This is a genomic window from Kitasatospora sp. NPDC050543, assembly GCF_044457565.1.
Classification (GTDB): Bacteria; Actinomycetota; Actinomycetes; order Streptomycetales; family Streptomycetaceae; genus Kitasatospora.
Map to the genome: position 1 here is coordinate 32,672 of NZ_JBITGZ010000039.1, position 23,333 is coordinate 56,004.

Here is a 23,333-nt window from a genome sequence, read left to right on the forward strand (position 1 = left end):
GAACGGTCGGGGAACGTACGATCTCTGCCCATGTCCGCCAGCACAGATTCTTCGCATCGGTCTGCCCGAAACCCTTCTCGTCCGGGGTACCGCTCCAGCACGATGGGCGGCATGCCGCTCAATGACCTGCCCTGGTGGCGCTGGCGAGCCCGACTGCGCTCGGCGCTGCACATGCTCTCCGATCCCGGCTTCCACCAGGAGACCTGGCTGGCCGGGCGGGAGGGCTACGGTGATGTCACCGACGCCGTCTACCGGCTGGTGGAGGACACCTGGCTGGACCGCTGGTCCGCCGAGAAGTACGTGGGCACGATGTTCCGGGACGCCGCCGAGGCGGCCCTGGTGGACGTCGCGGTGCTGCGGGTGGTGAGCATCCTGCACCAGGTCGGTGCGGACGCCCCCGTCTCCGACTTCCTCGGCCACCCGGGCTGGCCCGAGGCGGTTCGGGCGGCGCGCGAGGCGCACCTGCGGCTGGCCCTCAACGACGGCGACGACCCGGACGCCCCGCCGCGCTCGCTGGAGGTCCTGCGCATCATGACCCAGGTCTGAGCGGGGCGCGGGCGCGAGGTTCCGGGCAGCGCGCGGGCCCGGGCGGGACGGGCCGTCCCGCAGTACGGGCAGCGCTGCGGGCGGTGTCCGGAATATGACACGCTTGAACCACCCACGCCAGCACGACCTCAGGACGGGAAACCCCCACCGTGGAACAGCAGACGGCCAGCGCCCAGTACGTCCTCACCCTGTCCTGCCCGGACAAGCAGGGGATCGTGCACGCGGTCTCCAGCTACCTCTTCATGACCGGCTGCAACATCATCGACAGCCAGCAGTTCGGGGACGGGGACAGCAAGCTGTTCTTCATGCGGGTGCACTTCTCCGCCACCGAGACGGTGACGGTCGACAAGCTGCGGGCCAGCTTCGCCGCGATCGGTGCCTCGTTCGGGATGGACTGGCGGATCAGCCCCAGCGCCGAGCGGATGCGGATCGTGCTGATGGTCAGCAAGTTCGGGCACTGCCTGAACGACCTGCTGTTCCGCACCAGCATCGGCGCGCTGCCGGTGGAGATCGCCGCCGTGGTCTCCAACCACACCGACTTCCGCGAGCTGACCGAGAGCTACGGTCTCCCCTTCCACCACATTCCGGTCACCCGGGACACCAAGGCGGACGCGGAGCAGCAGCTGCTCGACCTGGTGGAGAAGGAGAACGTCGACCTGGTGGTGCTGGCCCGCTACATGCAGGTGCTCTCGGACGACCTGTGCAAGGCGCTCTCCGGCCGGGTGATCAACATCCACCACTCCTTCCTGCCGAGCTTCAAGGGCGCCAAGCCCTACCACCAGGCCCACACCCGGGGTGTGAAGCTGATCGGTGCCACCGCGCACTACGTGACCGCGGACCTGGACGAGGGGCCGATCATCGAGCAGGAGGTGGCCCGGGTGACCCACGACGTCACGCCCGACCAGCTGGTCGCGCTCGGCCGGGACGTCGAGTGCCAGGCACTGGCGCGCGCGGTGAAGTGGCACAGCGAGCACCGGGTGCTGCTCAACGGCACCCGCACGGTGGTCTTCGCCTGAGGCCTGAGGCCTCCCGTCCGAGGACCGCGCCCGCCGGGACCTGCCTTCAGGGCCTGGACAACAGCGGCACGGCCCGCAACACCTCGCGGATCGCGGCCCGGTCGCCGTGCTCCCCGACCGCCAGCCGGTCGGGGTCGCGGTGGGCCGCGGCGAGGTGGCAGAACTCCAGCCCGTCCAGCACCATGGCCGCCACCGGCGGCCCGAGGGTGCACGGGCCGGCCGGGTCGCCGGGGCCGTCCAGCGGGATCAGCCACTCACCGGCCGCCGGGCCGTCGATCACCAGCCTGAGCGCCCGCCCCGGCCGGCTCGGGCCACCCGGGGGAGCGGTCGGCGGGCCGGGCCGGGAGGCCCGGCGCAGCGCGTCCAGGGCGGCGGGGAGCATCCGCGCGGCCAGGTCGACCATCAGCCGCAGGTGCTGCGGCGCGGGCGGCCCGTACGGGTAGGCCACCGCCCGGGCCACGTCCTCGCCGTGGATGAAGCACTCGAAGGCCCGGTCCACGAAGGCGTCGCGCAGCGGCAGGGTCGCGAAGCCGAAGTCGACGGGCGTGGTGCCGTCGGGCGTCAGCGCGGCCGTCCGTACCAGCGCGTGGGTCTGCCGACGCCACAGCGCGCGGACGGACCCGGGAGGCTGCCCGGCCAGGTCGGCGGTCAGCCGTTCGGTGCGGTCGGCGATCCCGGTCCAGGGCGAGAACGCCTGTGCGGGCAGCCGTGGTTCGGCCGGCCCGGCCTGCCGGGGCACCCGCGTCGGCTGCGGGACGGGCTGTGCGGCGGAGCCGGGCATGGCGTCGGGGCGCGCGCCGGGCACCGGATCGGGCAGGCCGAGGGCGGTGGCGAGGTAGCCGTCCACGGCGGTGAGGTGGCACAGCACCTCGGCCGGACGCTTGTGCTCGGTGCCGCCGTGCCAAGGGAGTTCGGCGACCTCGTGCCACTCCTCGGGCCCGAGGTCACGCAGCAGCGCGTCCAGCTTGGCCGTCTCGGCGGTGTACGGCGCGCCCCAGGACGGGATCGGCAGCTCGGCGGGCCGCCGGGCCAGGCACCAGTCGAGCACCTGCTGGCGCAGCGCGCCGGAGGGGTCGAGCGGTTCGTCGTCGGAGAGCCAGCCGGCCGCGTCCCGCAGCCTGTTCGCCTCCTCGGCGCACTCCGGGCAGAGCCGCAGATGGCGCTCCAGCGCGGCGGCCTCGCGGCGCGGGCAGGCGCCGAGTGCCCAGGCGCCGAGCAGTGAGCGCAGTACCTCGTGCTGCCCTTCGTACTGCTCCCCGTGCGGGTTGCCGTGCTGATCCTCGGAGGGCGCGCTCACGGGCCGCCCCCGCCGATGCCCCGTTCGGTGCCGGCCTCCGCCGCGCTCCCGGCCTCGCTCCTGGTCCCGCTCCCGGTCCCCGTCCCGCTCAAGCTCTCGCCTTCGCTCCCGGCCCCGATCCGTGGCTCGGTTTCGGTCTGCGCCTCGGCCTCGGCGAGTTCGGTGGCGAGGAGCTCCAGCCCGAGCCGCATCCGCTGCTTGGCGGCCTGCTCGCTGATGCCCAGCCGGTCGGCCGTCTCCTGGTACGTCCGGCCGTCGTAGTACGTCACCGCGATGGTCTCGCGCAGGCTGTCGGGCAGCGAGTCGACCACGTACTGCACCCGGGCGGCGGTGGCGAGGGTGCGGATCGCGTCGTCGGCGGCGTCCCGGTACACCCCGTGCAGCGGGCCCCGGGCCAGCCGGAGCCGGTCGACCGCGCGGCGGTGGGTCAGGGCGCCGAGCCAGGAGCGCAGCGAACCCTGTTCGGGGTCGAAGGCCTCGGGGTGCTCCCAGAGATGGGCGAAGACCTCGCGGGTGAGCTGCTCGGCGGCCGTCTGGTCCGCCAGGATGCGGCCGGCCAGGCCGTGCACAAGGGGAGCGAGCTGGTCGTAGAGCTCGGCGAGGGCGGTCTCCTCGCCGCGGGCGAGGCGTCGTTGGAGCTGCTCGTCCCACCGCGGGGTGCGCCCGGGGGTGGTCATCGGTACCACCCTTCTGGCGGGCGAGCGGCGCCGCGCCGCTCCGTCGGCTCTGCGGTTCCCACGCTATCCCGAGGTGTTTCGGCGACGGGCGCAATCACGCGAAGAGGCGAACGCGAAGTTTCGGATCGTCACATGGTGGGATCTGGCGCCGATGCCGCTGTTCGACGGCCGGTGGACATATGTAGGAAGGGTGGTTCCCGAGTGGCGGCCGCCGCGTCCCCGGTGCGGGCCGGTAGGTTCGCTACGCTCATTCCGGCTGGTCCGGCAGGGTCCGGTGACGGATCGCGCGGGCGCCGGTGCGAGGCTCGTTAGCGTGAACGGGACAGTATGCACTGCCCTGTCCCCCGATCGCCGGAATATGCCTGAAGCGCTTGCTGCGGTCCGCCCGCCGGATCATCCTGAGCCGTATTCGTGTCGCAGCCGGTTCGCGACGGACGAGATCGACGGACGAGATCGACGGACGAGATCGACGGACGAGATCGACGGACGAGATCGACGGACGAGATCGACGGACGAGATCGACGACATCGACGGACGAGATCGATTGAAGGACTGCGAGCCGGCCGACTCCCATGCGGCCGGCCCGGGCCGGCCGGCCGGACGAACCGGCCCGACCGAAACGATGGCCGAACTGCGAGTGCGGGTGGTGGAGCGGTGCAGGTACTTCAAGTACAGCTGGCGGTGCAGGCGGACCCCGCCGAGGTCGGCCGGGCTCGCAGGTGGGTGCGCTCGCGGCTGTTGAACCACGGCGTCGACCCGGAGGCGCCGATCGCCGAGACGGTCGTCCTGGTGGTCTCCGAGCTGGTCACCAACGCGGTGGTGCACACCGGTTGTCCGGCTGTGCTGCGGTTGCTGATGCCGGTGGACGGCGCCGGCGGCGGCCGGGAGCAGGACGGCGGGGACGCGCCCCGCGCGGTGGCGGTGGTCGGCCCGCTGCGGGTGGAGGTCGCCGACGCCAGCCTCACCGCCCCGGCCCCCCGGCACGCGGGCAGCGACGCGGAGGCCACCAACGGTCGTGGCCTGGAGCTGGTCGAGCTGCTCTGCGACCGCTGGGGCTGGTACCCGGACGGTTCGGGCAAGCGGGTCTGGTGCGAGATCGGCGCGCCGGCGCCGGCGGAATCGCTGCTGGTCGGAGGGGTGGCGGTGCCCCCGGACGAGCGCTGGGGGAGTGTGCCGGTAGCGCCGTGATCGTCCGCGCGCTCCGGGTTCACCCCGGTCGGGCTGAAATGCGACGCAACCATTCCGAATTTCGGACAACCCATTGACGTGAAGTATCCGACTGATCACGCTTGGGTGCAGCTCTCCGTTGCGAGGGGACGCCGAGGGAACACCCGAACGTCACTGCGGTGCTGCTGTCCAGGGGGACCATGTCAGCAGGGGGGCCGCGAGGTGCCGGTCGTGCGATGGCTCCTCGGCGAGTGCGGAGTGCGGAGCGCGGGTCAGGGCCCGTGCGCAGCGGTTGGATGGCGGCCTGCCGTGCCGTGCTCGGGGTGCGTGCGGCCTGCCGCCATCCAGTCCGTCGCATGCCGCCCCCGGTCGGCCTCGGTCCGCGCCGACTCGCCGAGGGCTGATTCCGGCCGGGCTCAGCCGGGCTGGCCCACCGCCCGGAAGGTCCTGCGGTAGGCGCTCGGTGCCACGGCGAGGCGCCCGCGCAGCTGGAGCCGCAGCGAGGCCGCCGTGCCGAATCCGGAGTCCCTCGCCACCTGGTCGATCGTCAGGTCGGTGCGTTCCAGCAACTGCCGGGCCCGCTCGGTGCGCTGGACGGTCAGCCACTGCCCGGGGCTGCTGCCGGTCTCCTCGCGGAAGCGGCGGGTGAAGGTCCGCACGCTCATGCCGGCGCGGTCCGCCAGTTCGCGCAGGGACAGCGGCTCGGCGAGGTGCTCCAGCGCCCAGGCCCGTACGGCGGCCGTGCCCGTACCGATCTCGGCCACCTGGCGGGGCAGTTCGACGTACTGCTTCTGGCCACCCTCGCGCCAGGGCGGCACGATGCAGGTGCGGGCCACCGCGTTGGCCACCGCGCCGCCGTGGTCGCGGCGCACCACGTGCAGGCAGAGGTCGACGCCCGCGGCGACGCCGCCCGAGGTGAGGATGTCGCCGTCGTCCGTGAACAGCACGTCCGGCTCCAGCGCGACCCGCGGGAAGAGCTCGGCGAACTGCCCGGTGTAGCGCCAGTGGGTGGTCGCCGGGCGCCCGTCCAGCAGCCCGGCGGCGGCCAGGACGAAGGAGCCGGTGCAGATCGACAGCAGCCGGGTGCCGGGCCTGACCCGGGCCAGCGCGGCGGCCACCTGCGGCTCCAGGCGGCCGTCGGTGCCGGCCTGGCCCGGGTCCTTGGAGGCGGGGATCACCACCGTGTCGGCCTGCTCAAGCAGTTCGGGGCCGTGCTGGACGCTGATCCGGAAGTCGGTGCTTGTCCCGACCGGCCCGCCGTCCACCGTGCAGGTGGCGACCTGGTAGAGCGGCTCGCCCTGCGGTCCGGCCGCCGACTCGAAGATCCGGGAGGGGATGCCGAGCTCGAAGGCGATCACCCGGTTGAGCGCCAGCACCGCGACCCGGTGCGGGCCCGCGGGCGCGGGCGGGTGTGTGGGCGGCTGCGCGGGCCGGTGGTCGGTGGACGTCATGGTCGCTCCCTCGCTGCGTGTGACCCGATGCTGCCACAGCTCGTGGCCCGATCCTGACGAAAGCTGGCAGTCAGGCCACTCGTGGGGCGCGGGGGCCTTCGGGAGACTCGGGTGCTGTGACCGATGCGACCACCGAGCCCGCCCCCGCCCCCACCCCTACCCCCGCCCCCGCCCGTCGGCTGCACTACGCCTGGGTGGTGGCGGGCGTCGCCCTGCTCGTCCTGGTCGGTTCGGCCGGCTTCCGCTCCACCCCCGGCCTGATGATGGACGCGCTGACCGGCGAGTTCGGCTGGTCGCACGCCACGATCGCGAGCGCCGTCTCCGTCAACCTCACCCTGTACGGCCTGACCGCCCCCTTCGCCGCCGCGCTGATGGACCGGTTCGGCGTCCGCCTGGTGGTGGTCTGCGCGTTGCTGACCATCTCGGTCGGCTCCGGGCTGACCATCCTGATGACGCAGAGCTGGCAGCTGATCCTCTGCTGGGGCGTGCTGGTGGGTCTCGGCAGCGGCTCGATGGCCGGCGCCTTCGCCACCACCGTCACCGGCCGCTGGTTCAGAGCCCGCCAGGGCCTGGTGACGGGTGTGCTGACGGCCGCCGGCGCGGCGGGCAACCTGGTCTTCATGCCGCTGCTGGCCTGGCTGGTGGAACAGCAGGGCTGGCGGACGGCGGTCGTGGTGGTGTCGCTGGCGGCCACCGCCGTCGCCGTCCCGGTGCTGGCGCTGATGCGCGAGCGCCCCGCCGACCTCGGCCTGCTCCCGTACGGCGCGACCGAGCAGGAGCCGCCGGCCCCGGCGACGGACGGCAGCGCGCTGCTGCGCTCGCTGCGGGTGCTGCGCGAGGCCTCGCGCAGCACGGCGTTCTGGCTGCTGGCCGGATCCTTCGCGATCTGCGGCGCCACCACGGCCGGCCTGGTCGGCACCCACTTCATCCCCGCCGCGCACGACCACGGCATGCCCGTGACCACCGCCGCGAGCCTGCTGGCCATGGTCGGCGTCTTCGACGTGGCCGGCACCATCGCCAGCGGCTGGTTCACCGACCGCTTCGACTCCCGGAAGCTGCTCGTCACCTACTACGCGCTGCGCGGGATCTCGCTGCTCTTCCTGCCGCAGCTGTTCGCCGGCTCGCTGAAGCCGCCGATCCTGGCCTTCGTGATCTTCTACGGCCTGGACTGGGTCGCGACGGTGCCGCCGACCGTGGCGCTCTGCCGCCAGCACTTCGGGGCGGACGCGCCGATCGTCTTCGGGTGGGTGCTGGCCAGCCACCAGATCGGCGCCGCGCTGGTCGCCGGCCTGGCCGGGGTGGCCCGCGACGCCTTCGGCGACTACGACCTGGCCTGGTACGCGGCCGGCGGGCTGTGCGCGATCGCGGTGCTGCTCTGCCTGGCCCTGGGCAGGAGGCCGGCCGGCGTTCCCGCGGCCCCGTCCTAGCCGGCGGCTAGGCTCGGGGCCCATGGCACTGGTCTTCACACTCGCCCCGGATCTCACCCCTGAACTGCGCGAGCAGCTCGTCCACCTGTGGACGGACGTCAGCAACGCCGGGGGCGCGGTCGGCTTCGTCCCGCCCGTGACGCCGGACGAGGTGCGGGTCACCGCCGAGCAACAGCTCGCCGGCGTCGGCCCGGGCGGGCCCGACCACCTGCTGGTCGCGTACGAGGAGGGGACGGGCCGGCTCGCCGGCTGCCTGTTCTTCGAGGATGTCCGCTTCGCTCTGATGGACCACTGGCGGCTGCTGAAGCGGGTGATGGTCCACCCCGGCCTCCAGGGCCGGGGCTACGGCTTCGAGCTGATGGCCGAGGCCGAGCGGGTCGCCCGCGAGTGGGGTCTGGCGGGCCTGCGGCTGACGCTGCGCGGCGGCTGCGGCCTGGAGAAGTTCTACGGCCGCTGCGGGTACACCGAGGTCGGGCGCGTCCCCGGCGCCATCCGGGTCGCCCCGGGGGACGACCGCGACGACGTCACCATGTGGCTCGACCTGCGCTGACGGCGGCGGCCCGGCGGAGCGCGGCGGCCCCCTGAGCCGGGCCGCCCGTTCGGCATGCTTCACTGGGAGACCGGCCCAGTTCGACCCGTGCAGTAAGGACGTTCCCCGTGAGCAGCAATGTGAGCAGCAAGTCGCACGCCACGCTCCGCTACACCTCCCTGCGGGCCAGCATCTTCCTCGGCTGCCTGCTGCTGGCGCTGCTGCTCGGCCACTTCGGGATCATCCCGGTGGCGGGTTCCTCGGGCGCCGTCTTCCTGTTCCTGCTGGCGGCCCTGGTCTCGGCGCCGCTCAGCTACGTGCTGCTCAGCAAGCAGCGCGACGAGATGTCGGCCCAGATCGCCGAGCGGGTCACCGGGATGCGCAGCCGTACGGCCGAGCGGATCGCCGCGCAGAACGCCGAGGAGGACGCCGCCGACGACGTGGCCCGCTCGGTCGCCGCCCCGCAGAGCTGACCCGCCGCACCCGGCCCCCGGACCCGGCCCCCCGTGGACACCCCAGCCCGCCCGCGCCGCAGCGACCCCGCGTCGGGCGCGGGTTCAGCACCGGCCGCCGGCGCGGGCGCGGGCTCAGGCGCGGGTTCGGTGCCGGGCGCGGCATCCGACTCGGCCGCGCACCGGAAGTCGGCCGGTCCGACTTCCGGTGCGGGTGCTGGAGCCGCTGGAGCCGGTGGGGCCGGTGCGGGCGCCCCCCGCGGCGGCCAGGGCCGCCGGCCGACCGGACGCGACGTGGCGCGGGTGGCCGGCGTCTCCCAGGCGACGGTCTCACTGGTGTTCTCCGGCTCGGACGCCGGCGGCCGGGTGTCCGAGGCGACCAGGCAACGCGTGAGGGAGGCCGCCCGCGGGCTCGGCTACCGGCCGCAGGCCGCGGGGCGGCAACTGCGGCTGGGCCGCAGTGGGATGATCCTGCTCGCCGTCCCCAACATCCTCGGGCCGTTCTTCGGCCGGGTCCTGGTCGGGGTGCACGAGGAGGCCGGCCGGCACGGGCTGGCCGTGGTGGTCAGCTCCGGCTGGGGCAGTGCCACGCTCGCCGAGGCCGCGACCACCAGCCGCTTCGACGGCCTGCTGATCTGCTCACCGGACGACAGCCAGCTCGGCGAGCTGCCCGCCGACACCCCGGTGGTGTTCCTGGACGCGGACCCGGGCACCGACCGCTCCCGCCCGACCGTGGAACTGGACGTCGCCGGGGGCATGCGGGCCGCCGTCGAGCACCTCGCCGGCCTCGGCCACCGCCGGATCGGCCATCTGCGCTCCATCCACTCCGCGTACACCTTCCGGGTCCGGCAGGAGGCGTTCGAGCGGGCCACCCGCGAACTGGGCCTGGACGTGGTCGAACTGGGCGTCAGCCTCAACCTGGGCCAGTCGGAGGCCCGCACCGCGGCGTACGAGCTGCTCGGCCGGCCCGACCGGCCGCAGGCGGTGATCTGCGACGACGACGTGGTCGCCTCGGGCGTCTACCAGGCGGCGGCCGAGCTGGGCCTGCGGATCCCGGCGGACGTCTCGGTGGTCGGCATCGACAACATCCCGGTGGCCGGCCTGCTGGCGCCGCCGCTGACCACCGTCGACCTCCCCGGCGAGGAGCTCGGCCGGGTCGGGGTCGCCGCCCTCGCCGGCCTGCTGCACGGCGAACCGGTCACCCCGGTGCCCCCGCTCGCCACCGCCCTGGTGCTCCGCTCCTCCACCACCGCCCACCCCCCGGCCGGCTAGCCGCCCTCCCACACCCGAGTGCCCCGGCCCACGCCCGGGCCACCCGCGCCGTCGGCCGCTGCCGCTCAGGCGGCGGGGACGGGCTCCGGGGCCGTGGGTGCCGCGGTCACGGCGTCCGCCGGGGCCGCAGGCTGGAACCAGCGGCGGGCACCGAACAGCAGCAGGCCGCCGAGCCCGATCCCGGCCACCGCGCAGAGCGCGACCTCGCGCAGCGAGCCGGCGACCAGCCAGCCCGACACCGCGTACCCCAGCGAGTTGCCGGTGGCGAAGAGAGTGATCAGCCAGGCGAAGGCCTCGGTGACCGTCCCGACCGGCGCCAGCTCGGCGATCAGCACGAAGGCCGCGGCCAGCAGCGGGGCCAGCCCGACGCCCGAGAGCAGCGCCAGCCCGGCCATCGCGAGCGGGCCGGGGAGCAGCAGCAGCGGCAGGAAGGACACCGCCATCCCGAGGGCCATCACCCAGGTGCGGGTGGCGGTGCTGCTGCGCCACTTCACCGCGCCGTACGCGAGTGCGCCGACCAGCCCGCCGAGCGCGGCCAGCGCCAGCAGCGTGCCGGCCCCGCCGGGGATGCCCTCGCCCGCGGCGGCGGTCTGCTCGGCGTAGGCGATGAAGAGCACGGTCTGGGCGCCGACCGTCCAGCCCGCGCCGGCCAGGCCGATCAGCAGCAGCACCAGGCCGGGCGAGCGCAGCGGGCCGAGCAGGCCGGCGCCCGAGCGTTCGCGCGGCGGGGCCTGCCAGGCGCGTGCGGGTGCGGCGGTGGCGACGACCAGCGCGCCGGCCAGGCCGAGCCCGGCGGCGGCCCAGAGCGCGGCGACGGGGCTGAACGCGGCGGCGATCCCGGCCACCGCGAGCGGCCCCGCGACGTAGAGGATCTGCTGAGAGGCGGAATCGAAGGCGTACGCGGTGTCGAGCTGCTCCTCCTCCACCACGACCGGCCAGAGCGCACGCAGGCACGGCTCCAGCGGGGGCATCGCCAGCCCGGCGACGGCCGCGCCGATCGGGGCGGCGAGCGCCGAGCCGGGGGCGAAGGCGAGCAGGGCGTATCCGAGGCCGGCGACCACGGCGGCGCCGAGCAGGACGCGCGGCTGGCCGGTGCGGTCGACGATCCGGCCGAGGACGGGGCCGCCGACCGCGGCGGCCAACGCGTAGGCGGCGGTGGCCAGCCCGATCCGGCTGTACGGCGCGTCCGCCTCCCGTAGGGCGAGGGCGATCACCAGGCCGGTCATGCCGGCCGGCAGGCGCCCGAGCAGGGTGCCGAACAGGAGTCGGGTGACGTGCGGGGCACGGAGCAGGGCGACATAGCCCATGGGACGGGTCTCCACGGTCGGGCGGCGGGTCTCGGCGGGGCGGCAGGTCGGGTTGGCGGCAGGGCGGTGGGATCATCATCAAAGTTATACGTATAACTGCCCGCGGTCAATCGAGCCCGAGGGGCCGCGATGATGGAACGTCAGGTCGGTTCGTGTCCGTATCTCAAAGAAGTACTTTGAACATCTCAAATCTCTACTGCTAACGTGTCGCCCATGACCACCCCAGGCGCTCCCCGGATGCAGGCAGCGGGCTCGATGCCCCTGGCCCGTCCGCGCCTGCTCGGTGCTGTGGACAGCCCGCGCGTCTGTCGCGCCCTGAGCTGTATCTAGGCGGCACGCCCCGCCCGAGCGCCCCCGCGCGCCCGGGGCCCGTGCGTCGTGCCGCCCGCCCCAGCCTCCCCCGTCACGCAACGCCCTCTCCCGGAGCCGCACCGTCATGTCCACAGCGCCCGAGGCGACCTCGTCGCCATCCGTGCTCACCAGACTCCGCAGGACCCCGTTCTGGGTCCAGATCGTCGCCGGCCTCGGCCTCGGCGTGATCTTGGGCTACGTCGCCAGGACCGCCGACGTCTCGTGGCTCGCGACCACGCTGGAGACCATCGGCAAGACCTTCGTGCAGCTGCTGAAGCTGGCCGTGCCGCCGCTGGTCTTCACCGCGATCGTGGTCAGCGTCGCGAACCTGCGCAACGTCACCAACGCGGCCCGGCTGGCCGTCCGCACCCTGCTCTGGTTCCTGATCACCTCGCTGATCGCCGTCGCGATCGGCCTGGGCCTGGGCCTGCTCACCGACCCCGGTGAGGGCACCGCGCTCTCCACCGAGGGCCTCAAGGCGCCCACGGGCACCGGCACCTGGGTCGACTTCCTGACCGGGATCGTCCCGACCAACATCGTCACCTCCTTCACCGAGGTGAACGTGTTGCAGATCGTCTTCCTGGCGGTCGTGACCGGCGCCGCGATCCTCAAGGCCGGCGAGCGGGCCGCTCCGGTCCTGAAGCTCAGCGAGACCGTCCTCGAACTCACCCAGACCGCGCTCTGGTGGGTCATCCGGCTCTCCCCGCTCGGCACCCTCGGCCTGATCGGCAAGTCCGTCGCCAAGTACGGCTGGGACCTGCTCAAGCCGTTCGCGACGCTGACCGCCGACGTCTACATCGGCTGCGCGCTGGTGCTGTTCGTCGTCTACTCGCTGTTGCTGAAGTTCGTCGGCGGCCTCAACCCGCTCAACTTCTTCAAGGGCGCCTGGCCCGCGATCCAGCTGGCCTTCGTCTCCCGCTCCTCGGTCGGCACGCTGCCGGTCACCCGCCGTGTCACCGAGCGCCTCGGCGTCCCGAGCGAGTACGCGAGCTTCGCCGTCCCGTTCGGGGCCACCACCAAGATGGACGGCTGCGCCGCGATCTACCCCTCGCTGGCCGCGATCTTCGTCGCGCAGGTCTACAACATCGACCTCGGCATCCGTGACTACCTGCTGATCGCCTTCGTCTCGGTGATCGGCTCGGCCGCCACCGCCGGCCTCACCGGCGCCATCGTGATGCTGACCCTGACCCTCTCCACCCTGGGCCTCCCGCTGGAGGGCGTGGGCCTGCTGCTGGCCATCGACCCGATCCTCGACATGGTGCGGACCGCCACGAACGTGGCCGGGCAGGCGGTCGTGCCGATCCTGGTGTCCGCGCGGGAGAAGACGCTGGACCTGGTCGCCTACAACAGCCCGGCGGCCGACCTGTACGACGAGAGTCCGCTCGCGGCCGGGCCCCGGCCCGCCGAGCAGGCGCCCGCCGCGGCCTGACACGCCGACGCTCCGCGCCCTCCCCGCAGCCGCGGGCGGGGGCTCGGAGCGTTTGTGCTGGTGGCGGTCATGATCCGCGCGGCGCCGGCGCTCGACGGCCGGGCGGTGCGGGGCATCGGACGTCTCGTCTCGCACGTCGCACGGAGGCTGTGACAGGATGCCTCGCATGAACTCGAACGTATTCTTCGACATCACCATCCAGGGCGAGGATGCGGGGAGGATCGTCTTCAAGCTGTTCGACGATGTGGTCCCCAAGACGGCTCAGAACTTCCGTGAGCTGGCCACCGGCGAGCACGGCTTCGGCTACGCGGGCTCCAAGTTCCACCGGGTCATCCCGGAGTTCATGCTCCAGGGCGGTGACTTCACCCGCGGTGACGGCACCGGCGGCAAGAGCATCTACGGCGAGAAGTTCGCCGACGAGAACTTCACCCTGAAGCACGACCGGCCGTTCCTGCTCTCGATGGCCAACGCCGGCCGGAACACCAACGGCTCGCAGTTCTTCATCACCACGATCGTCACGGGCTGGCTGGACGGCAAGCACGTCGTCTTCGGCGAGGTCGTCGAGGGTCAGGACCTGGTGCGGAAGATCGAGTCGCTGGGCTCCAGCTCCGGTGCCACCAAGGCCGAGATCGCCATCAAGGCCTCTGGCGTCGTCGCCGAGTAGTCCTCACCGACCGGACCTGACGGCCCGCCCCTTCCGGGGGTGGGCCGTCCGCATTCCCGCGGCCGCGTGAGGGCGACTCGCCGCCTCGTCACCGCCGTGCCGGCGCCGGGTCAGGGCGCCTCGCCGCCGGCTTCGTCGACGCGCCGGCGGCCCCAGCGGCGGGCCAGCACGGTGCAGACCATCAGCTGGAGCTGGTGGAAGAGCATCAGCGGAAGCACCGTCAGCCCGACGGTGGCCGCCGGGAAGAGGATGGTGGCCAGCGGCAGGCCGTTGGCCAGGCTCTTCTTGGAGCCGCAGAACCGGATGGTGACCTGGTCCGCCCAGGCGAAGCCCAGCCGGCGCGAGGCCACCGTGGTGAAGCCGAGCACCAGCCCCAGCAGTACGGCGCAGACGAGAGCCAGCCAGAGGATCTGCCCGGCCGTCACCTGCCCCCAGATGCCCTCGCGCACGCCCTCGCTGAACGCGCTGTAGACGATGAGCAGGATCGAGCCCCGGTCGACCACCCTGGTCACCACCCGGTGCCGGCCGAGCCAGGGGGCCACCCACCGGCGCAGCAGCTGGCCGGCCGCGAAGGGCACCAGCAGTTGGAGCACGATGTCCAGGATCTGCCCGCCGTTGATCCGCACGCCCGTGTCGGCGGCCAGCAGCCAGGCGGCGAGCAGCGGGGTCAGCACGATGCCGATCAGGCTGGAGAAGGTGGCGGCGCAGATCGCGGCGGCGACGTTGCCCCGGGCCATCGAGGTGAAGGCGACCGAGGACTGCACGGTGGACGGCAGCAGGGTGAGGAAGAGCACGCCGGTGGCCAGTTGCGGGGCGAGCATGCTCGCGGGCAGCAGTCGGGCGGCTTCCCCGAGCAGCGGGAAGAGCACGAAGGTGCAGGCCAGGATCAGCAGGTGCAGCCGCCAGTGCCGGGCGCCCGCCAGCGCCTCCCGGGGGGAGAGCCGGGCCCCGTACAGGAAGAAGAGCAGCCCGATGGCGATGCTCACCGCGGCGCTGACGGCGGTGGCGGCCCGGCCGGTGGCGGGCAGCAGGGTGGCCAGGGCGACGGTGCAGAGCAGCAGCAGGACGTAGCCGTCGACGCCGATCCGGTGCAGGGCGCGCTCGACGGCCCGGAGGGCGGCGGACAACTGGTGCATCGGAGACATTCTCGCCCATCGGGGGCAAAAGGCAGGGGGCCCACCGCGTCCAGGACGTGGCGAGCCCCCTTGGGTACTGCACGTTGTGCTCATGTGACGGCACGGCGGCCGCCGACGGACCCACTGGGGTCCCGAGCGATCAGATCATCAGAGGATGGTCAGATTGCGGTGACGTTCTCCGCCTGCGGGCCCTTCGGGCCCTGGGTGACGTCGAAGCTGACCGCCTGGTTCTCCTCCAGCGAGCGGAAACCGTTCGCGTTGATGGCGGAGTAGTGGACGAAGACGTCGGGGCCGCCGCCCTCCTGGGCGATGAAGCCGAAGCCCTTCTCAGCGTTGAACCACTTGACGGTTCCCTGAGCCATGCCGTTCTCCTTGCGAGGGACGTGTTGGGGGCCACACCGTGTGGCACCCGGTCCGCTGCGCTGATCGCCCCGCCTCCGGAATGGGTCCGGAGTTTTTCGATATTGCTGAAAAACTACAAAAAGCCCGCGGTTACATGCTCCGCAGGCTTCAAGTACTGCAAGGGGAATCAAACTGCAACTGACGGCAACGCTAGCATGCGGGCGCGGGCTCGACCAGGGGTGACTTGAGGCGTGGGCAGGGCGTGTCGGACGGTCGGTGGCGGCGCCCGGAGGGAGCGGGCATACGCTGCCAGGAGCGTACGAACAGCAGAGGAGCGAGCAGTGGCAGTACGGGATGCGAGCGGCCCGGCGATGCCGGCCAGGCCTCGGGTCGGACATATCCAGTTCCTCAACTGCGTGCCCCTGTACTGGGGCCTCGCCAGGACCGGCACCCTGCTGGACCTCGACCTCACCAAGGACACCCCGGAGAAGCTCAGCGACCTGCTCGTCGCCGGCTCGCTCGACATCGGTCCGATCACCTGCGTGGAGTACCTGCGGCACGCGGACGAGTTGGTCGTCCTGCCCGACATCGCCGTCGGCAGCGACGGCCCGGTGATGTCCTGTGTGATCGTCAGCCGGGTGCCGCTCGCCGCACTGGACGGCCGCCGGGTCGCGCTGGGATCCACCAGCCGTACGTCCGTGCGGCTCGCCCAGCTGCTGCTGGAGGAGCGCGAGGGCGTCCGGCCCGAGTACTTCAGCTGCCCGCCCGACCTGGACGCGATGCTGGCCGAGGCGGACGCCGCCGTGCTGATCGGCGATCCGGCGCTGCGCGCCTCGCTGGAGCAGGCGCCCTCGCGCGGCCTGGCGGTCCACGACCTCGGCGAGATGTGGAAGGACTGGACCGGCCTGCCGTTCGTCTTCGCGGTGTGGGCCGCCCGCCGGGACTTCCTCGCCGGTCGGCCCGAGGCCGTCGCCGCCGTGCACCGGGCGTTCCTGGAGTCGCGTGACCTCTCGCTCGCGGAGTCGGCCCAGGTCGCCGAGCAGGCCGCCCGCTGGGAGGCCTTCGACGCGCCGGTGCTGGAGCGGTACTTCAGCGAGGCCCTGGACTTCTCGCTCGGCGAGCGGCAGCTGGCCGGCATCGCCGAGTTCGCCCGCCGGGTCGGCCACGACAGCGGCTTCGCCCCGGATGTGCGGATCCAGCTGCTGGAGACCGCCCCCGTCGGCTGAGCCGAGGAGGAGGCTCCGCAGGGGAAGTCGGACCCGCCGACTTCCCCTGCGGCGCTGCCCCGGCGGGCCGGTGGCGGGCCGCCGGCCGGTGGCGGTTCCGGCTGTGGCCGGGTGGGTCCGGCGAGGTGGGCCGCCGGGCCGGTACGGTCTTGCGCTGTCGGCGGGCGGCTGCCGGCGGTGGTGGGTGGCGAGGGGAGCGTACGGGGATGGAACCACTGGGGTCCGAGGACCCGAGACAGGTCGGGGAGTACCGGCTGCTGCGGCGCCTGGGCGCGGGCGGCATGGGCCGGGTCTACCTCGGGCGGACGGCCGGCGGCCGGACGGTCGCCGTCAAGGTGGTGCGCGGCGAGCTCGCCGACGACGGCGAGTTCCGCGCCCGCTTCCGGCAGGAGGTCGCCGCGGCCCGGCTGGTCGGCGGGGAGTGGACGGCGCCCGTCCTGGACGCGGACACCGAGAGCGAGCGCCCCTGGGTCGCCACCGGCTACGTCGCCGGGCCGGCGCTCGGCACCGCCGTACGGGAGTTCGGCCCGCTGCCCGAGCCGGCCGTCCATACGCTGGGCGCCGGGCTCGCGCGGGCGCTGGCGCACGTGCACGGCCTCGGGACGGTCCATCGCGACGTCAAGCCGTCGAACGTGCTGCTCACCTTCGACGGCCCGCGACTGATCGACTTCGGCATCGCCCGGGCCCTGGACGCCGCGACCGCGCTCACCCGATCGGGCTATGTGGTCGGCTCACCCGGCTTCATGTCGCCCGAGCAGGCGCAGGGCACCAGGGCGGGCGCCCCCAGCGACGTGTTCTCGCTCGGCGCGGTGCTGGCGTACGCGGCCACCGGGGCGCCGCCGTTCGGCGAGGGCGTCAGCGCGGCGGTACTGCTCTACCGGGTGCTGCACGAGGAGCCGGACCTGCACGGGCTGGACGGCGGGCTGCGCGAGATCGTGCTCGGCTGCCTGGCGAAGGATCCGGCCGCCCGGCCGACCCCGGCCGAGTTGCTGGCGCTGCTGGACGCCGAGGAGGCGGGCGAGGCGGCCACCGGACGGTCGGGGCAGGGCGGTTGGCTGCCGCCGGCGCTCGCGGCGGCGGTCGGGCGCAGCGCCGTGGAGCTGCTCCACCTGGACTCGGCGGAGCCGGCTGCTCCGACCGGCCCGGCTGCGGGCGGCCCGGCGACGGCCGCCCGGGCCGTCGGCGCCGCGCGGGAGTGGACGCCCACGCAGGCGGACGCCCCATCGGCGGACGCACCGTCGGCGGATGCCCCGGCGCGCGGACGCCGGAGGGCGCGCACGCTCACCCTCGGTGCGCTGGCGGTGCTGCTGGCGGCCTTCGGCGGCCTGAAGCTCTACCAGGGCTTGGGCTCGGGCGACGGCGGCGACACCGCCCGGGGCGGCGCGACGCCGTGTCCGTCCGTCAGCACCTCGGTGGGCGGGGTACCGGCGGCGCCTGCGCTGGGCCCCGCCTCCACCTGCGCGACGGGCGCCGCCACCACGGCCGCCACCGACGGCCCGCCGCCGAGCCCGGCCACCACCACGGCCGTGGCCACCACCGGCGCCGCGGCCACCGGCTCCGGCGGCCCCAGCGTGATCCCGCCGGCCTTCCTCGGCGTCTGGCGCGGTGACATGACGACCACCGACACCCACATCCCCGCCGGCACCACCACCATCACCGTCCGGCCCGCCGCCATCGGCGCCGAGACCACCACGAGCGTCAACAGCGTCGAGAGCATCGTCTCGGTCAGCTGCGAGGGTGCCTGGACGCTGAAGTCGGTTTCCGCGAAGGAGCTGGTCTTCCAGTCCAGGCTGGTCCGCTCCAGCCCGGCCGGATTCTGCACCAACGGCTCGACGCGCGAGACGCTCACCCTCCGAGGCGACGGGACGATCCGCTTCGGCTCGGCCGACCCGCCGGCCGGCAACCCGGTGGGAGTCATGAGCAGAGCGGGCTGACGCCGAGCCGCCGACCCCCTGGCGTAGGCTGGTTCGGCGGTACCACGACCGGCCCGGACACCCCTTCCGTACGCGCCGGCCCGTACGTCCCACCCGCCGCACCACGCACCATCACGACGCACCACGCCGCACCACCGAGAGAGAGAAGGCCGCCAGGTGTCCGAGCTCGCAGCGACCCTCGATGCGCCCAGCACCGACCTGCAGGCCGTCCTCGACCGAGCGGCCGCGGGGGGCCGGATCAGCCCCGAGGAGGCGCTGGAGCTCTACCGCCGGGCGCCGCTGCACGCGCTCGGCTCCGCCGCCGACGCGGTGCGCCGCCGCCGCTACGCCGGTACCGAGCACATCGCGACGTACATCATCGAGCGCAACATCAACTACACCAACGTCTGTGTGACGGCGTGCAAGTTCTGCGCCTTCTACGTGGCGCCGAAGAGCGACAAGGGCTGGTCCCGCGACCTCGACGAGATCCTGCGCCGCTGCGCGGAGACGGTCGAGCTCGGCGGCACCCAGGTCATGTTCCAGGGCGGCCACCACCCGGACTACGGCGTGGAGTACTACGAGACGGCGTTCTCGGCGATCAAGGCGGACTTCCCCGACCTGGTGATCCACTCCCTCGGTGCCTCCGAGGTCGAGCACATGGCCAGGATCTCCAAGGTCTCCGTCGAGGAGGCCATCACCCGCATCCACCGGGCCGGCCTGGACTCCTTCGCGGGCGCCGGCGCCGAGCTGCTGCCGGAGCGGCCGCGCAAGGCGATCGCGCCGCTGAAGGAGTCGGGCGAGCGCTGGCTGGAGATCATGGAGACCGCCCACGGCCTGGGCGTGGAGTCCACCTCCACCATGCTGATGGGCACCGGCGAGACCAACGCCGAGCGGATCGAGCACCTGCGGATGATCCGCGAGGTGCAGGACCGTACGGGTGGCTTCCGCGCCTTCATCCCGTACACCTACCAGCCGCAGAACAACCACCTCAAGGGCTCCACCCAGGCCACCGTCTTCGAGTACCTGCGGATGATCGCGATCGCCCGCCTGTTCCTCGACAACGTGGCCCACATCCAGGGCTCCTGGCTGACCACCGGCAAGGAGGCCGGCCAGCTGTCGCTGCACTACGGCGCCGACGACCTGGGCTCGGTCATGCTGGAGGAGAACGTCGTCTCGATGGCGGGTGCCAAGCACCGCTCCAACCTCACCGAGCTGATCCACCTGATCCGCGCCGCGGACCGCACCCCGGCCCAGCGCTCCACCACCTACCAGCACCTGCGGGTGCTGGACGACCCGGCCAACGACCCGGTCGACCCGCGGGTGGCCTCGCACATCGCCTCCACCGCCATCGAGGGCGGCACCGCGCACCCCGAGCTGAAGATCCTCTCCACCAGCTGATGCTGACCCTGCACCGGGTCACCACCCTGCTCGCGGACCCCACCGCCCCGCCGGTCACCGACGGGGCGGTGCTGGTGCAGGGCACCCGGATCGCGGGCCTGGGGCCGTACGCCGAGCTGGCCGGGGCCTTCCCGGCGGCCCGGACCAGACGGTGGGACGGCCTGCTCACCCCCGGACTGCGCAACCCCTGCGGGCACTGGCTGCTGGAGTGCGCCTACCACCCGGACCCGCGCGAGGAGATCGGTGCGGAGCCCGTCCCCGGCCTGGAGCTGGACGAGACGCAGGCCGGCGCCAGTGCCCGGCGCGGCTTGCAGCGGATGCTCGGCTACGGCACGACGGCGGTCGCCGGCCCGTTCGAACGGCCCGCGGTCCGCACGGCGGTGGCCCGCTCCGGGCTGACGGCGCTGCCGGGGGAGGGGCTCGCCGGCCCGCTCGACCCGCTGGCCACGGCGACGCTCGCGCAGGCCGCGCACGGCCGGCTGACCATCGGCGGGCCGGCCGACTTCGCCGTCTTCGAGGCCTCCGGCCCGGCCGGCCCGGCCGTGCCCCGGGCGGGCGGCGCTCTGGCCACCGTGCTGGCCGGACGGCTGGTCTTCCGCCGCCACTGAGCGGGCGTCACACCGCTCGCACGGGCCCGAACCATTCGAGTGCGGCCTAACTCACGTCCCGGTCACGCCCTCTGATTGACCCTTCGCAGTGACCTGAGGCCCCGCCAGCGGATACGATCCCGGACAGCGTCCGTCCCCGGACGGCAGGCGCCCCGCCCCAGGGCTCCGACCAGGCAAGCCAGGACAAGGAACCATGCGACCCGCGACCGTCCCCCCGCCGCGAGCCCCGCGGCTGGGCCGTGGTTGGTACCTCGCCGCGGTGCTCAGCGCAGTGCTGGCCGTCGGCATGTGCCTGCTGGGCTGGCGCCAGGCCGACCAGGCCGACCGGATCGGCGCCCACCCGGTCCAGGTCGAGGGCACCGTCACCCAGCTGCCCGGCGGCGGTGGCTCGTACAGCGCGGTGAGCTACCGCGCGGGCGGCCAGCAGCACACCGCGGCCGCCCTGCCGCTGAGCGACACCAGCCAGGTCGGTGACCACGTCTGCCTGGAGCACGCCGCCGACGACCCCGCCGCCGTGCGGATCTGCGGCGACACCTACCCGCAGCCGGTCGGGGTGGGCCTGGCCCGGATGAGCGTGCCGGTCGCGGCGCTGCTGTTCCTCGCCTGCGCGCTGCGGATCGGCCGCCACCGCCGGGCCGAGTCGGCCCTGGCCGGCGCCAACCGGGTCCGCACCACGGTCGCCTTCGCCACCGAGGCGCTGGCCGACGGCATGCCCGCGATAACCCACGGCAAGCGCTCCCGCCGCCGCCGCAAGGGCGGTCGCCGCGGGCTGCACTGAGCCGGGCGGCGGGGCCCGCACCGAGCCGCTCGGGGGCTCCACCGAGCTGCGGCGGCTGGGCGTGCGGGGCGGCGTGAACGGGTGGGAACGGCCCCATTGCCGGTCTTGTCCGCAGGAGGGTGAAGAATGGTGTCGTGACCCGAGCCTCCCTGGACAAGCAGCCGCACGAAGTCGCCGCGATGTTCGACGACGTCGCGGCCAAGTACGACCGTACGAACGACGTGCTCTCCCTCGGCCAGGCCCGCGCCTGGCGGCGGGCGGTCGCGGAGGCGGTGGACGCCGGGCCGGGGGCCGTGGTGCTCGACCTCGGGGCCGGCACCGGCACCTCCTCGCTGCCGTTCCTGGAGGCCGGTGCCAGGGTCGTCCCGTGCGACTTCTCGGTGGGCATGCTGGCCGAGGGCAAGCGCCGCCACCCGGAGCTGCCGCTGACCGCCGGGGACGCGACCAGTCTGCCGTTCGCCGACGCCTCCTTCGACGCCGTGACGATCTCCTTCGCCCTGCGCAACGTCCAGGACACCGACGCCGCGCTGAGCGAGATGCTGCGGGTGACCAAGCCCGGCGGCAAGGTCGTCATCTGCGAGTTCTCCACCCCGACCTGGACGCCGCTGCGGACGGTCTACACCGAGTACCTGATGCGGGCTCTGCCGCCGGTGGCGACCGCCGTCAGCAGCAACCCCGACGCGTACGTGTACCTCGCCGAGTCGATCCGCGCCTGGCCCGACCAGCCCGCCCTGGCGGGCCGTCTGCAGGAGGCCGGCTGGTCCAGGGTCGCCTGGCGCAACCTGACCGGCGGCATTGTGGCCCTGCACAGGGCCTTCAAGGCCTGATCACTCGTAGACTCGTCCAAGCCGACGACCGGTCGACGACCGGCCCGGCCCACGCCCCGCCGACCCGCAGCGCAGGAGAGTGCCCACCGTGTCCGAGACCGCAGTCGACCTGAGTACCGGGTCCGTGGAGAGCACGGCCGACGTCATCGTGGTCGGCGCGGGCCCGGCGGGCTCCACCACCGCGTACTACCTGGCCCAGGCCGGGCTGGACGTCCTGTTGCTGGAGAAGACCGAGTTCCCGCGCGAGAAGGTCTGCGGCGACGGCCTGACCCCGCGCGCGACCAAGCAGCTGGTCGACATGGGCATCGACGTCTCCACGAGCAACGGCTGGCTGCACAACAAGGGCCTGCGGATCATCGGCGGCGGCGTCCGGCTGGAGCTCGACTGGCCCGAGCTGTCCGCGTTCCCCGACTACGGCCTGGTGCGCAAGCGCGCCGACTTCGACGAGCTGCTGGCCCGTCAGGCCGAGAAGGCCGGCGCGCGGCTGTACGAGCGCTGCAACGTCAGCGGCCCGGTGCTGGACGACCGGACGGGCCGGATCGTCGGCGTCACCGCCAAGCTCGGCGCCGACAAGCGCGAGGTGACCTTCCGCGCGCCGCTGGTCGTCGCCGCCGACGGCAACTCCACCCGGCTCTCGCTGGCCATGGGCCTGCACCGGCGCGAGGACCGCCCGATGGGCGTGGCGTACCGGACGTACTTCACCTCGCCGCGCCACGACGACGACTACCTGGAGTCCTGGCTGGAGCTGTGGGACACCCGGGGCGGCGAGAAGAAGCTGCTGCCCGGCTACGGCTGGATCTTCGGCATGGGCGACGGCACCTCCAACGTGGGTCTGGGCATCCTCAACTCCTCGCCCGCCTTCGGCGAGCTGGACTGGCGTGAGGTGCTCAAGTCCTGGTGCGCCAACATGCCCGAGGAGTGGGGCTACACGCCGGAGAACATGACCGACCCGATCCGGGGCGCGGCGCTGCCGATGGCCTTCAACCGCCAGCCGCACTACACCCGCGGCCTGCTGCTGGTCGGCGACGCGGCCGGGATGGTCAACCCGTTCAACGGCGAGGGCATCGCCTATGCGATGGAATCCGGCCAGATCGCGGCCGGCGTCATCGTCCAGGCCAACGCCCGGGTGACGGACGCGGGCCGCGAGCGCGCCCTGCACGCCTACCCCAAGGTCCTCAAGGACGTGTACGGCGGCTACTACACGCTCGGCCGCGGCTTCGTGAAGATGATCGGGAACCCGAAGATCATGCAGATCGCCACCCAGCGCGGTCTGACCCACCCGGTGCTGATGAAGTTCGTCCTGAAGATGCTCGCCAACCTGACGGACCCGCAGGGCGGCGACGCGATGGACCGCGTCATCAACGGCCTCGCCAAGGTCGCGCCCAACGCCTGAGCACCGACCGGGGGGCCCCCCCCCCCCCGGGGGGGGGCCCCCCCCCGCCCCCCCGCCCCCCCCCCCAGGACCCCCTTGGGGGGGCAAAACAAAAAAACCCGCGCCCACCGGGCCCCACCCCCCACGC

The 23,333-nt window shown here is 73.5% G+C and carries 22 protein-coding genes; 16 read left to right on the plus strand and 6 right to left on the minus strand.

Annotation, left to right across the window (positions count from 1 at the left end; translation table 11 throughout):
• Positions 1 to 102 precede the first annotated feature (102 nt).
• Positions 103 to 546 carry a hypothetical protein gene (locus ACIBH3_RS31405; RefSeq protein ID WP_396315503.1) on the plus strand — a complete coding sequence of 148 codons (444 nt, stop codon included), beginning with the start codon at positions 103 to 105 and terminating at the stop codon, positions 544 to 546.
• Between the two features lie 149 nt (positions 547 to 695).
• Positions 696 to 1,562 carry a formyltetrahydrofolate deformylase gene (purU, locus tag ACIBH3_RS31410; protein WP_396315504.1) on the plus strand — a complete coding sequence of 289 codons (867 nt, stop codon included), beginning with the start codon at positions 696 to 698 and terminating at the stop codon, positions 1,560 to 1,562.
• A 46-nt stretch (positions 1,563 to 1,608) separates the two neighbouring features.
• Here purU and ACIBH3_RS31415 read toward each other — a convergent pair whose 3' ends face one another.
• The gene (locus tag ACIBH3_RS31415; protein ID WP_396315505.1) at positions 1,609 to 2,859 is read right to left on the minus strand and encodes a zf-HC2 domain-containing protein; all 1,251 of its coding nucleotides are present in this window, start codon (positions 2,857 to 2,859) and stop codon (positions 1,609 to 1,611) included.
• Positions 2,856 to 3,536, minus strand: coding sequence for a sigma-70 family RNA polymerase sigma factor (locus ACIBH3_RS31420; RefSeq protein WP_396315506.1), 681 nt, complete (start codon positions 3,534 to 3,536; stop codon positions 2,856 to 2,858). The genes ACIBH3_RS31415 and ACIBH3_RS31420 overlap by 4 nt, the downstream gene beginning before the upstream one ends.
• 654 nt (positions 3,537 to 4,190) lie before the next feature.
• Here ACIBH3_RS31420 and ACIBH3_RS31425 point away from each other — a divergent pair.
• A complete protein-coding gene (locus ACIBH3_RS31425) occupies positions 4,191 to 4,724 on the plus strand; it encodes an ATP-binding protein (RefSeq protein WP_396315507.1) in 534 nt (177 codons plus the stop codon).
• Positions 4,725 to 5,119: 395 nt separating this feature from the next.
• On the opposite strand, the gene ACIBH3_RS31430 is transcribed toward ACIBH3_RS31425, so the two are convergent.
• Positions 5,120 to 6,154, minus strand: coding sequence for a GlxA family transcriptional regulator (locus tag ACIBH3_RS31430; protein WP_396315508.1), 1,035 nt, complete (start codon positions 6,152 to 6,154; stop codon positions 5,120 to 5,122).
• A 116-nt stretch (positions 6,155 to 6,270) separates the two neighbouring features.
• Here ACIBH3_RS31430 and ACIBH3_RS31435 point away from each other — a divergent pair, with 116 nt between their 5' ends.
• The 4 genes from ACIBH3_RS31435 to ACIBH3_RS31450 all read left to right on the plus strand — a co-directional run bounded on the left by ACIBH3_RS31435 (position 6,271) and on the right by ACIBH3_RS31450 (position 9,834).
• Positions 6,271 to 7,581, plus strand: a complete 1,311-nt coding sequence (locus ACIBH3_RS31435) for an MFS transporter (RefSeq protein WP_396315509.1) — start codon at positions 6,271 to 6,273, stop codon at positions 7,579 to 7,581.
• A 22-nt stretch (positions 7,582 to 7,603) separates the two neighbouring features.
• Complete coding sequence (locus ACIBH3_RS31440) at positions 7,604 to 8,131, plus strand: GNAT family N-acetyltransferase (RefSeq protein WP_396315510.1); 528 nt, start codon at positions 7,604 to 7,606, stop codon at positions 8,129 to 8,131.
• Between the two features lie 107 nt (positions 8,132 to 8,238).
• Complete coding sequence (locus ACIBH3_RS31445; RefSeq protein WP_396315511.1) at positions 8,239 to 8,583, plus strand: DUF4229 domain-containing protein; 345 nt, start codon at positions 8,239 to 8,241, stop codon at positions 8,581 to 8,583.
• Between the two features lie 273 nt (positions 8,584 to 8,856).
• Positions 8,857 to 9,834, plus strand: coding sequence for a LacI family DNA-binding transcriptional regulator (locus ACIBH3_RS31450; protein ID WP_396315512.1), 978 nt, complete (start codon positions 8,857 to 8,859; stop codon positions 9,832 to 9,834).
• A 65-nt stretch (positions 9,835 to 9,899) separates the two neighbouring features.
• Here ACIBH3_RS31450 and ACIBH3_RS31455 read toward each other — a convergent pair whose 3' ends face one another.
• Complete coding sequence (locus ACIBH3_RS31455; RefSeq protein ID WP_396315513.1) at positions 9,900 to 11,141, minus strand: MFS transporter; 1,242 nt, start codon at positions 11,139 to 11,141, stop codon at positions 9,900 to 9,902.
• 436 nt (positions 11,142 to 11,577) lie between these two features.
• Between ACIBH3_RS31455 and ACIBH3_RS31460 the strand changes: the two genes are divergently transcribed.
• Together ACIBH3_RS31460 and ACIBH3_RS31465 are read left to right on the plus strand one after the other, a co-directional pair.
• Positions 11,578 to 12,921, plus strand: coding sequence for a dicarboxylate/amino acid:cation symporter (locus ACIBH3_RS31460; protein WP_396315514.1), 1,344 nt, complete (start codon positions 11,578 to 11,580; stop codon positions 12,919 to 12,921).
• Between the two features lie 166 nt (positions 12,922 to 13,087).
• Positions 13,088 to 13,585 (plus strand): peptidylprolyl isomerase, encoded by a 498-nt coding sequence (locus ACIBH3_RS31465; protein WP_396315515.1) that lies wholly within the window; start codon positions 13,088 to 13,090, stop codon positions 13,583 to 13,585.
• Positions 13,586 to 13,695: 110 nt separating this feature from the next.
• Here the strand turns inward: ACIBH3_RS31465 and ACIBH3_RS31470 are convergent, their stop codons facing one another.
• Positions 13,696 to 14,721, minus strand: a complete 1,026-nt coding sequence (locus ACIBH3_RS31470; protein ID WP_396315516.1) for a bile acid:sodium symporter family protein — start codon at positions 14,719 to 14,721, stop codon at positions 13,696 to 13,698.
• A 158-nt stretch (positions 14,722 to 14,879) separates the two neighbouring features.
• Positions 14,880 to 15,083: a cold-shock protein gene (locus ACIBH3_RS31475; protein WP_057227626.1), complete on the minus strand. Its 204-nt coding sequence runs from the start codon at positions 15,081 to 15,083 to the stop codon at positions 14,880 to 14,882.
• Positions 15,084 to 15,434: 351 nt separating this feature from the next.
• Here ACIBH3_RS31475 and ACIBH3_RS31480 point away from each other — a divergent pair, with 351 nt between their 5' ends.
• From ACIBH3_RS31480 to ACIBH3_RS31510, 7 genes are all read left to right on the plus strand, one after another.
• Entirely contained in the window at positions 15,435 to 16,289 is an 855-nt protein-coding gene (locus ACIBH3_RS31480) for a menaquinone biosynthetic enzyme MqnA/MqnD family protein (RefSeq protein ID WP_396315523.1), read from the plus strand.
• A 206-nt stretch (positions 16,290 to 16,495) separates the two neighbouring features.
• Positions 16,496 to 18,223 (plus strand): serine/threonine-protein kinase, encoded by a 1,728-nt coding sequence (locus ACIBH3_RS31485; RefSeq protein ID WP_396315517.1) that lies wholly within the window; start codon positions 16,496 to 16,498, stop codon positions 18,221 to 18,223.
• 156 nt (positions 18,224 to 18,379) lie between these two features.
• Positions 18,380 to 19,600 (plus strand): cyclic dehypoxanthinyl futalosine synthase, encoded by a 1,221-nt coding sequence (gene mqnC / locus ACIBH3_RS31490; protein ID WP_396315518.1) that lies wholly within the window; start codon positions 18,380 to 18,382, stop codon positions 19,598 to 19,600.
• Positions 19,600 to 20,208 (plus strand): imidazolonepropionase-like domain-containing protein, encoded by a 609-nt coding sequence (locus ACIBH3_RS31495; protein ID WP_396315519.1) that lies wholly within the window; start codon positions 19,600 to 19,602, stop codon positions 20,206 to 20,208. Before mqnC ends, ACIBH3_RS31495 begins: the two co-directional genes overlap by 1 nt.
• A 193-nt stretch (positions 20,209 to 20,401) precedes the next feature.
• A complete protein-coding gene (locus tag ACIBH3_RS31500; RefSeq protein ID WP_396315520.1) occupies positions 20,402 to 20,986 on the plus strand; it encodes a hypothetical protein in 585 nt (194 codons plus the stop codon).
• Positions 20,987 to 21,120: 134 nt separating this feature from the next.
• The gene (locus ACIBH3_RS31505) at positions 21,121 to 21,813 is read left to right on the plus strand and encodes a demethylmenaquinone methyltransferase (RefSeq protein ID WP_396315521.1); all 693 of its coding nucleotides are present in this window, start codon (positions 21,121 to 21,123) and stop codon (positions 21,811 to 21,813) included.
• A gap of 109 nt (positions 21,814 to 21,922) precedes the next feature.
• Complete coding sequence (locus tag ACIBH3_RS31510; protein ID WP_396315524.1) at positions 21,923 to 23,206, plus strand: geranylgeranyl reductase family protein; 1,284 nt, start codon at positions 21,923 to 21,925, stop codon at positions 23,204 to 23,206.
• Positions 23,207 to 23,333 lie beyond the last annotated feature (127 nt).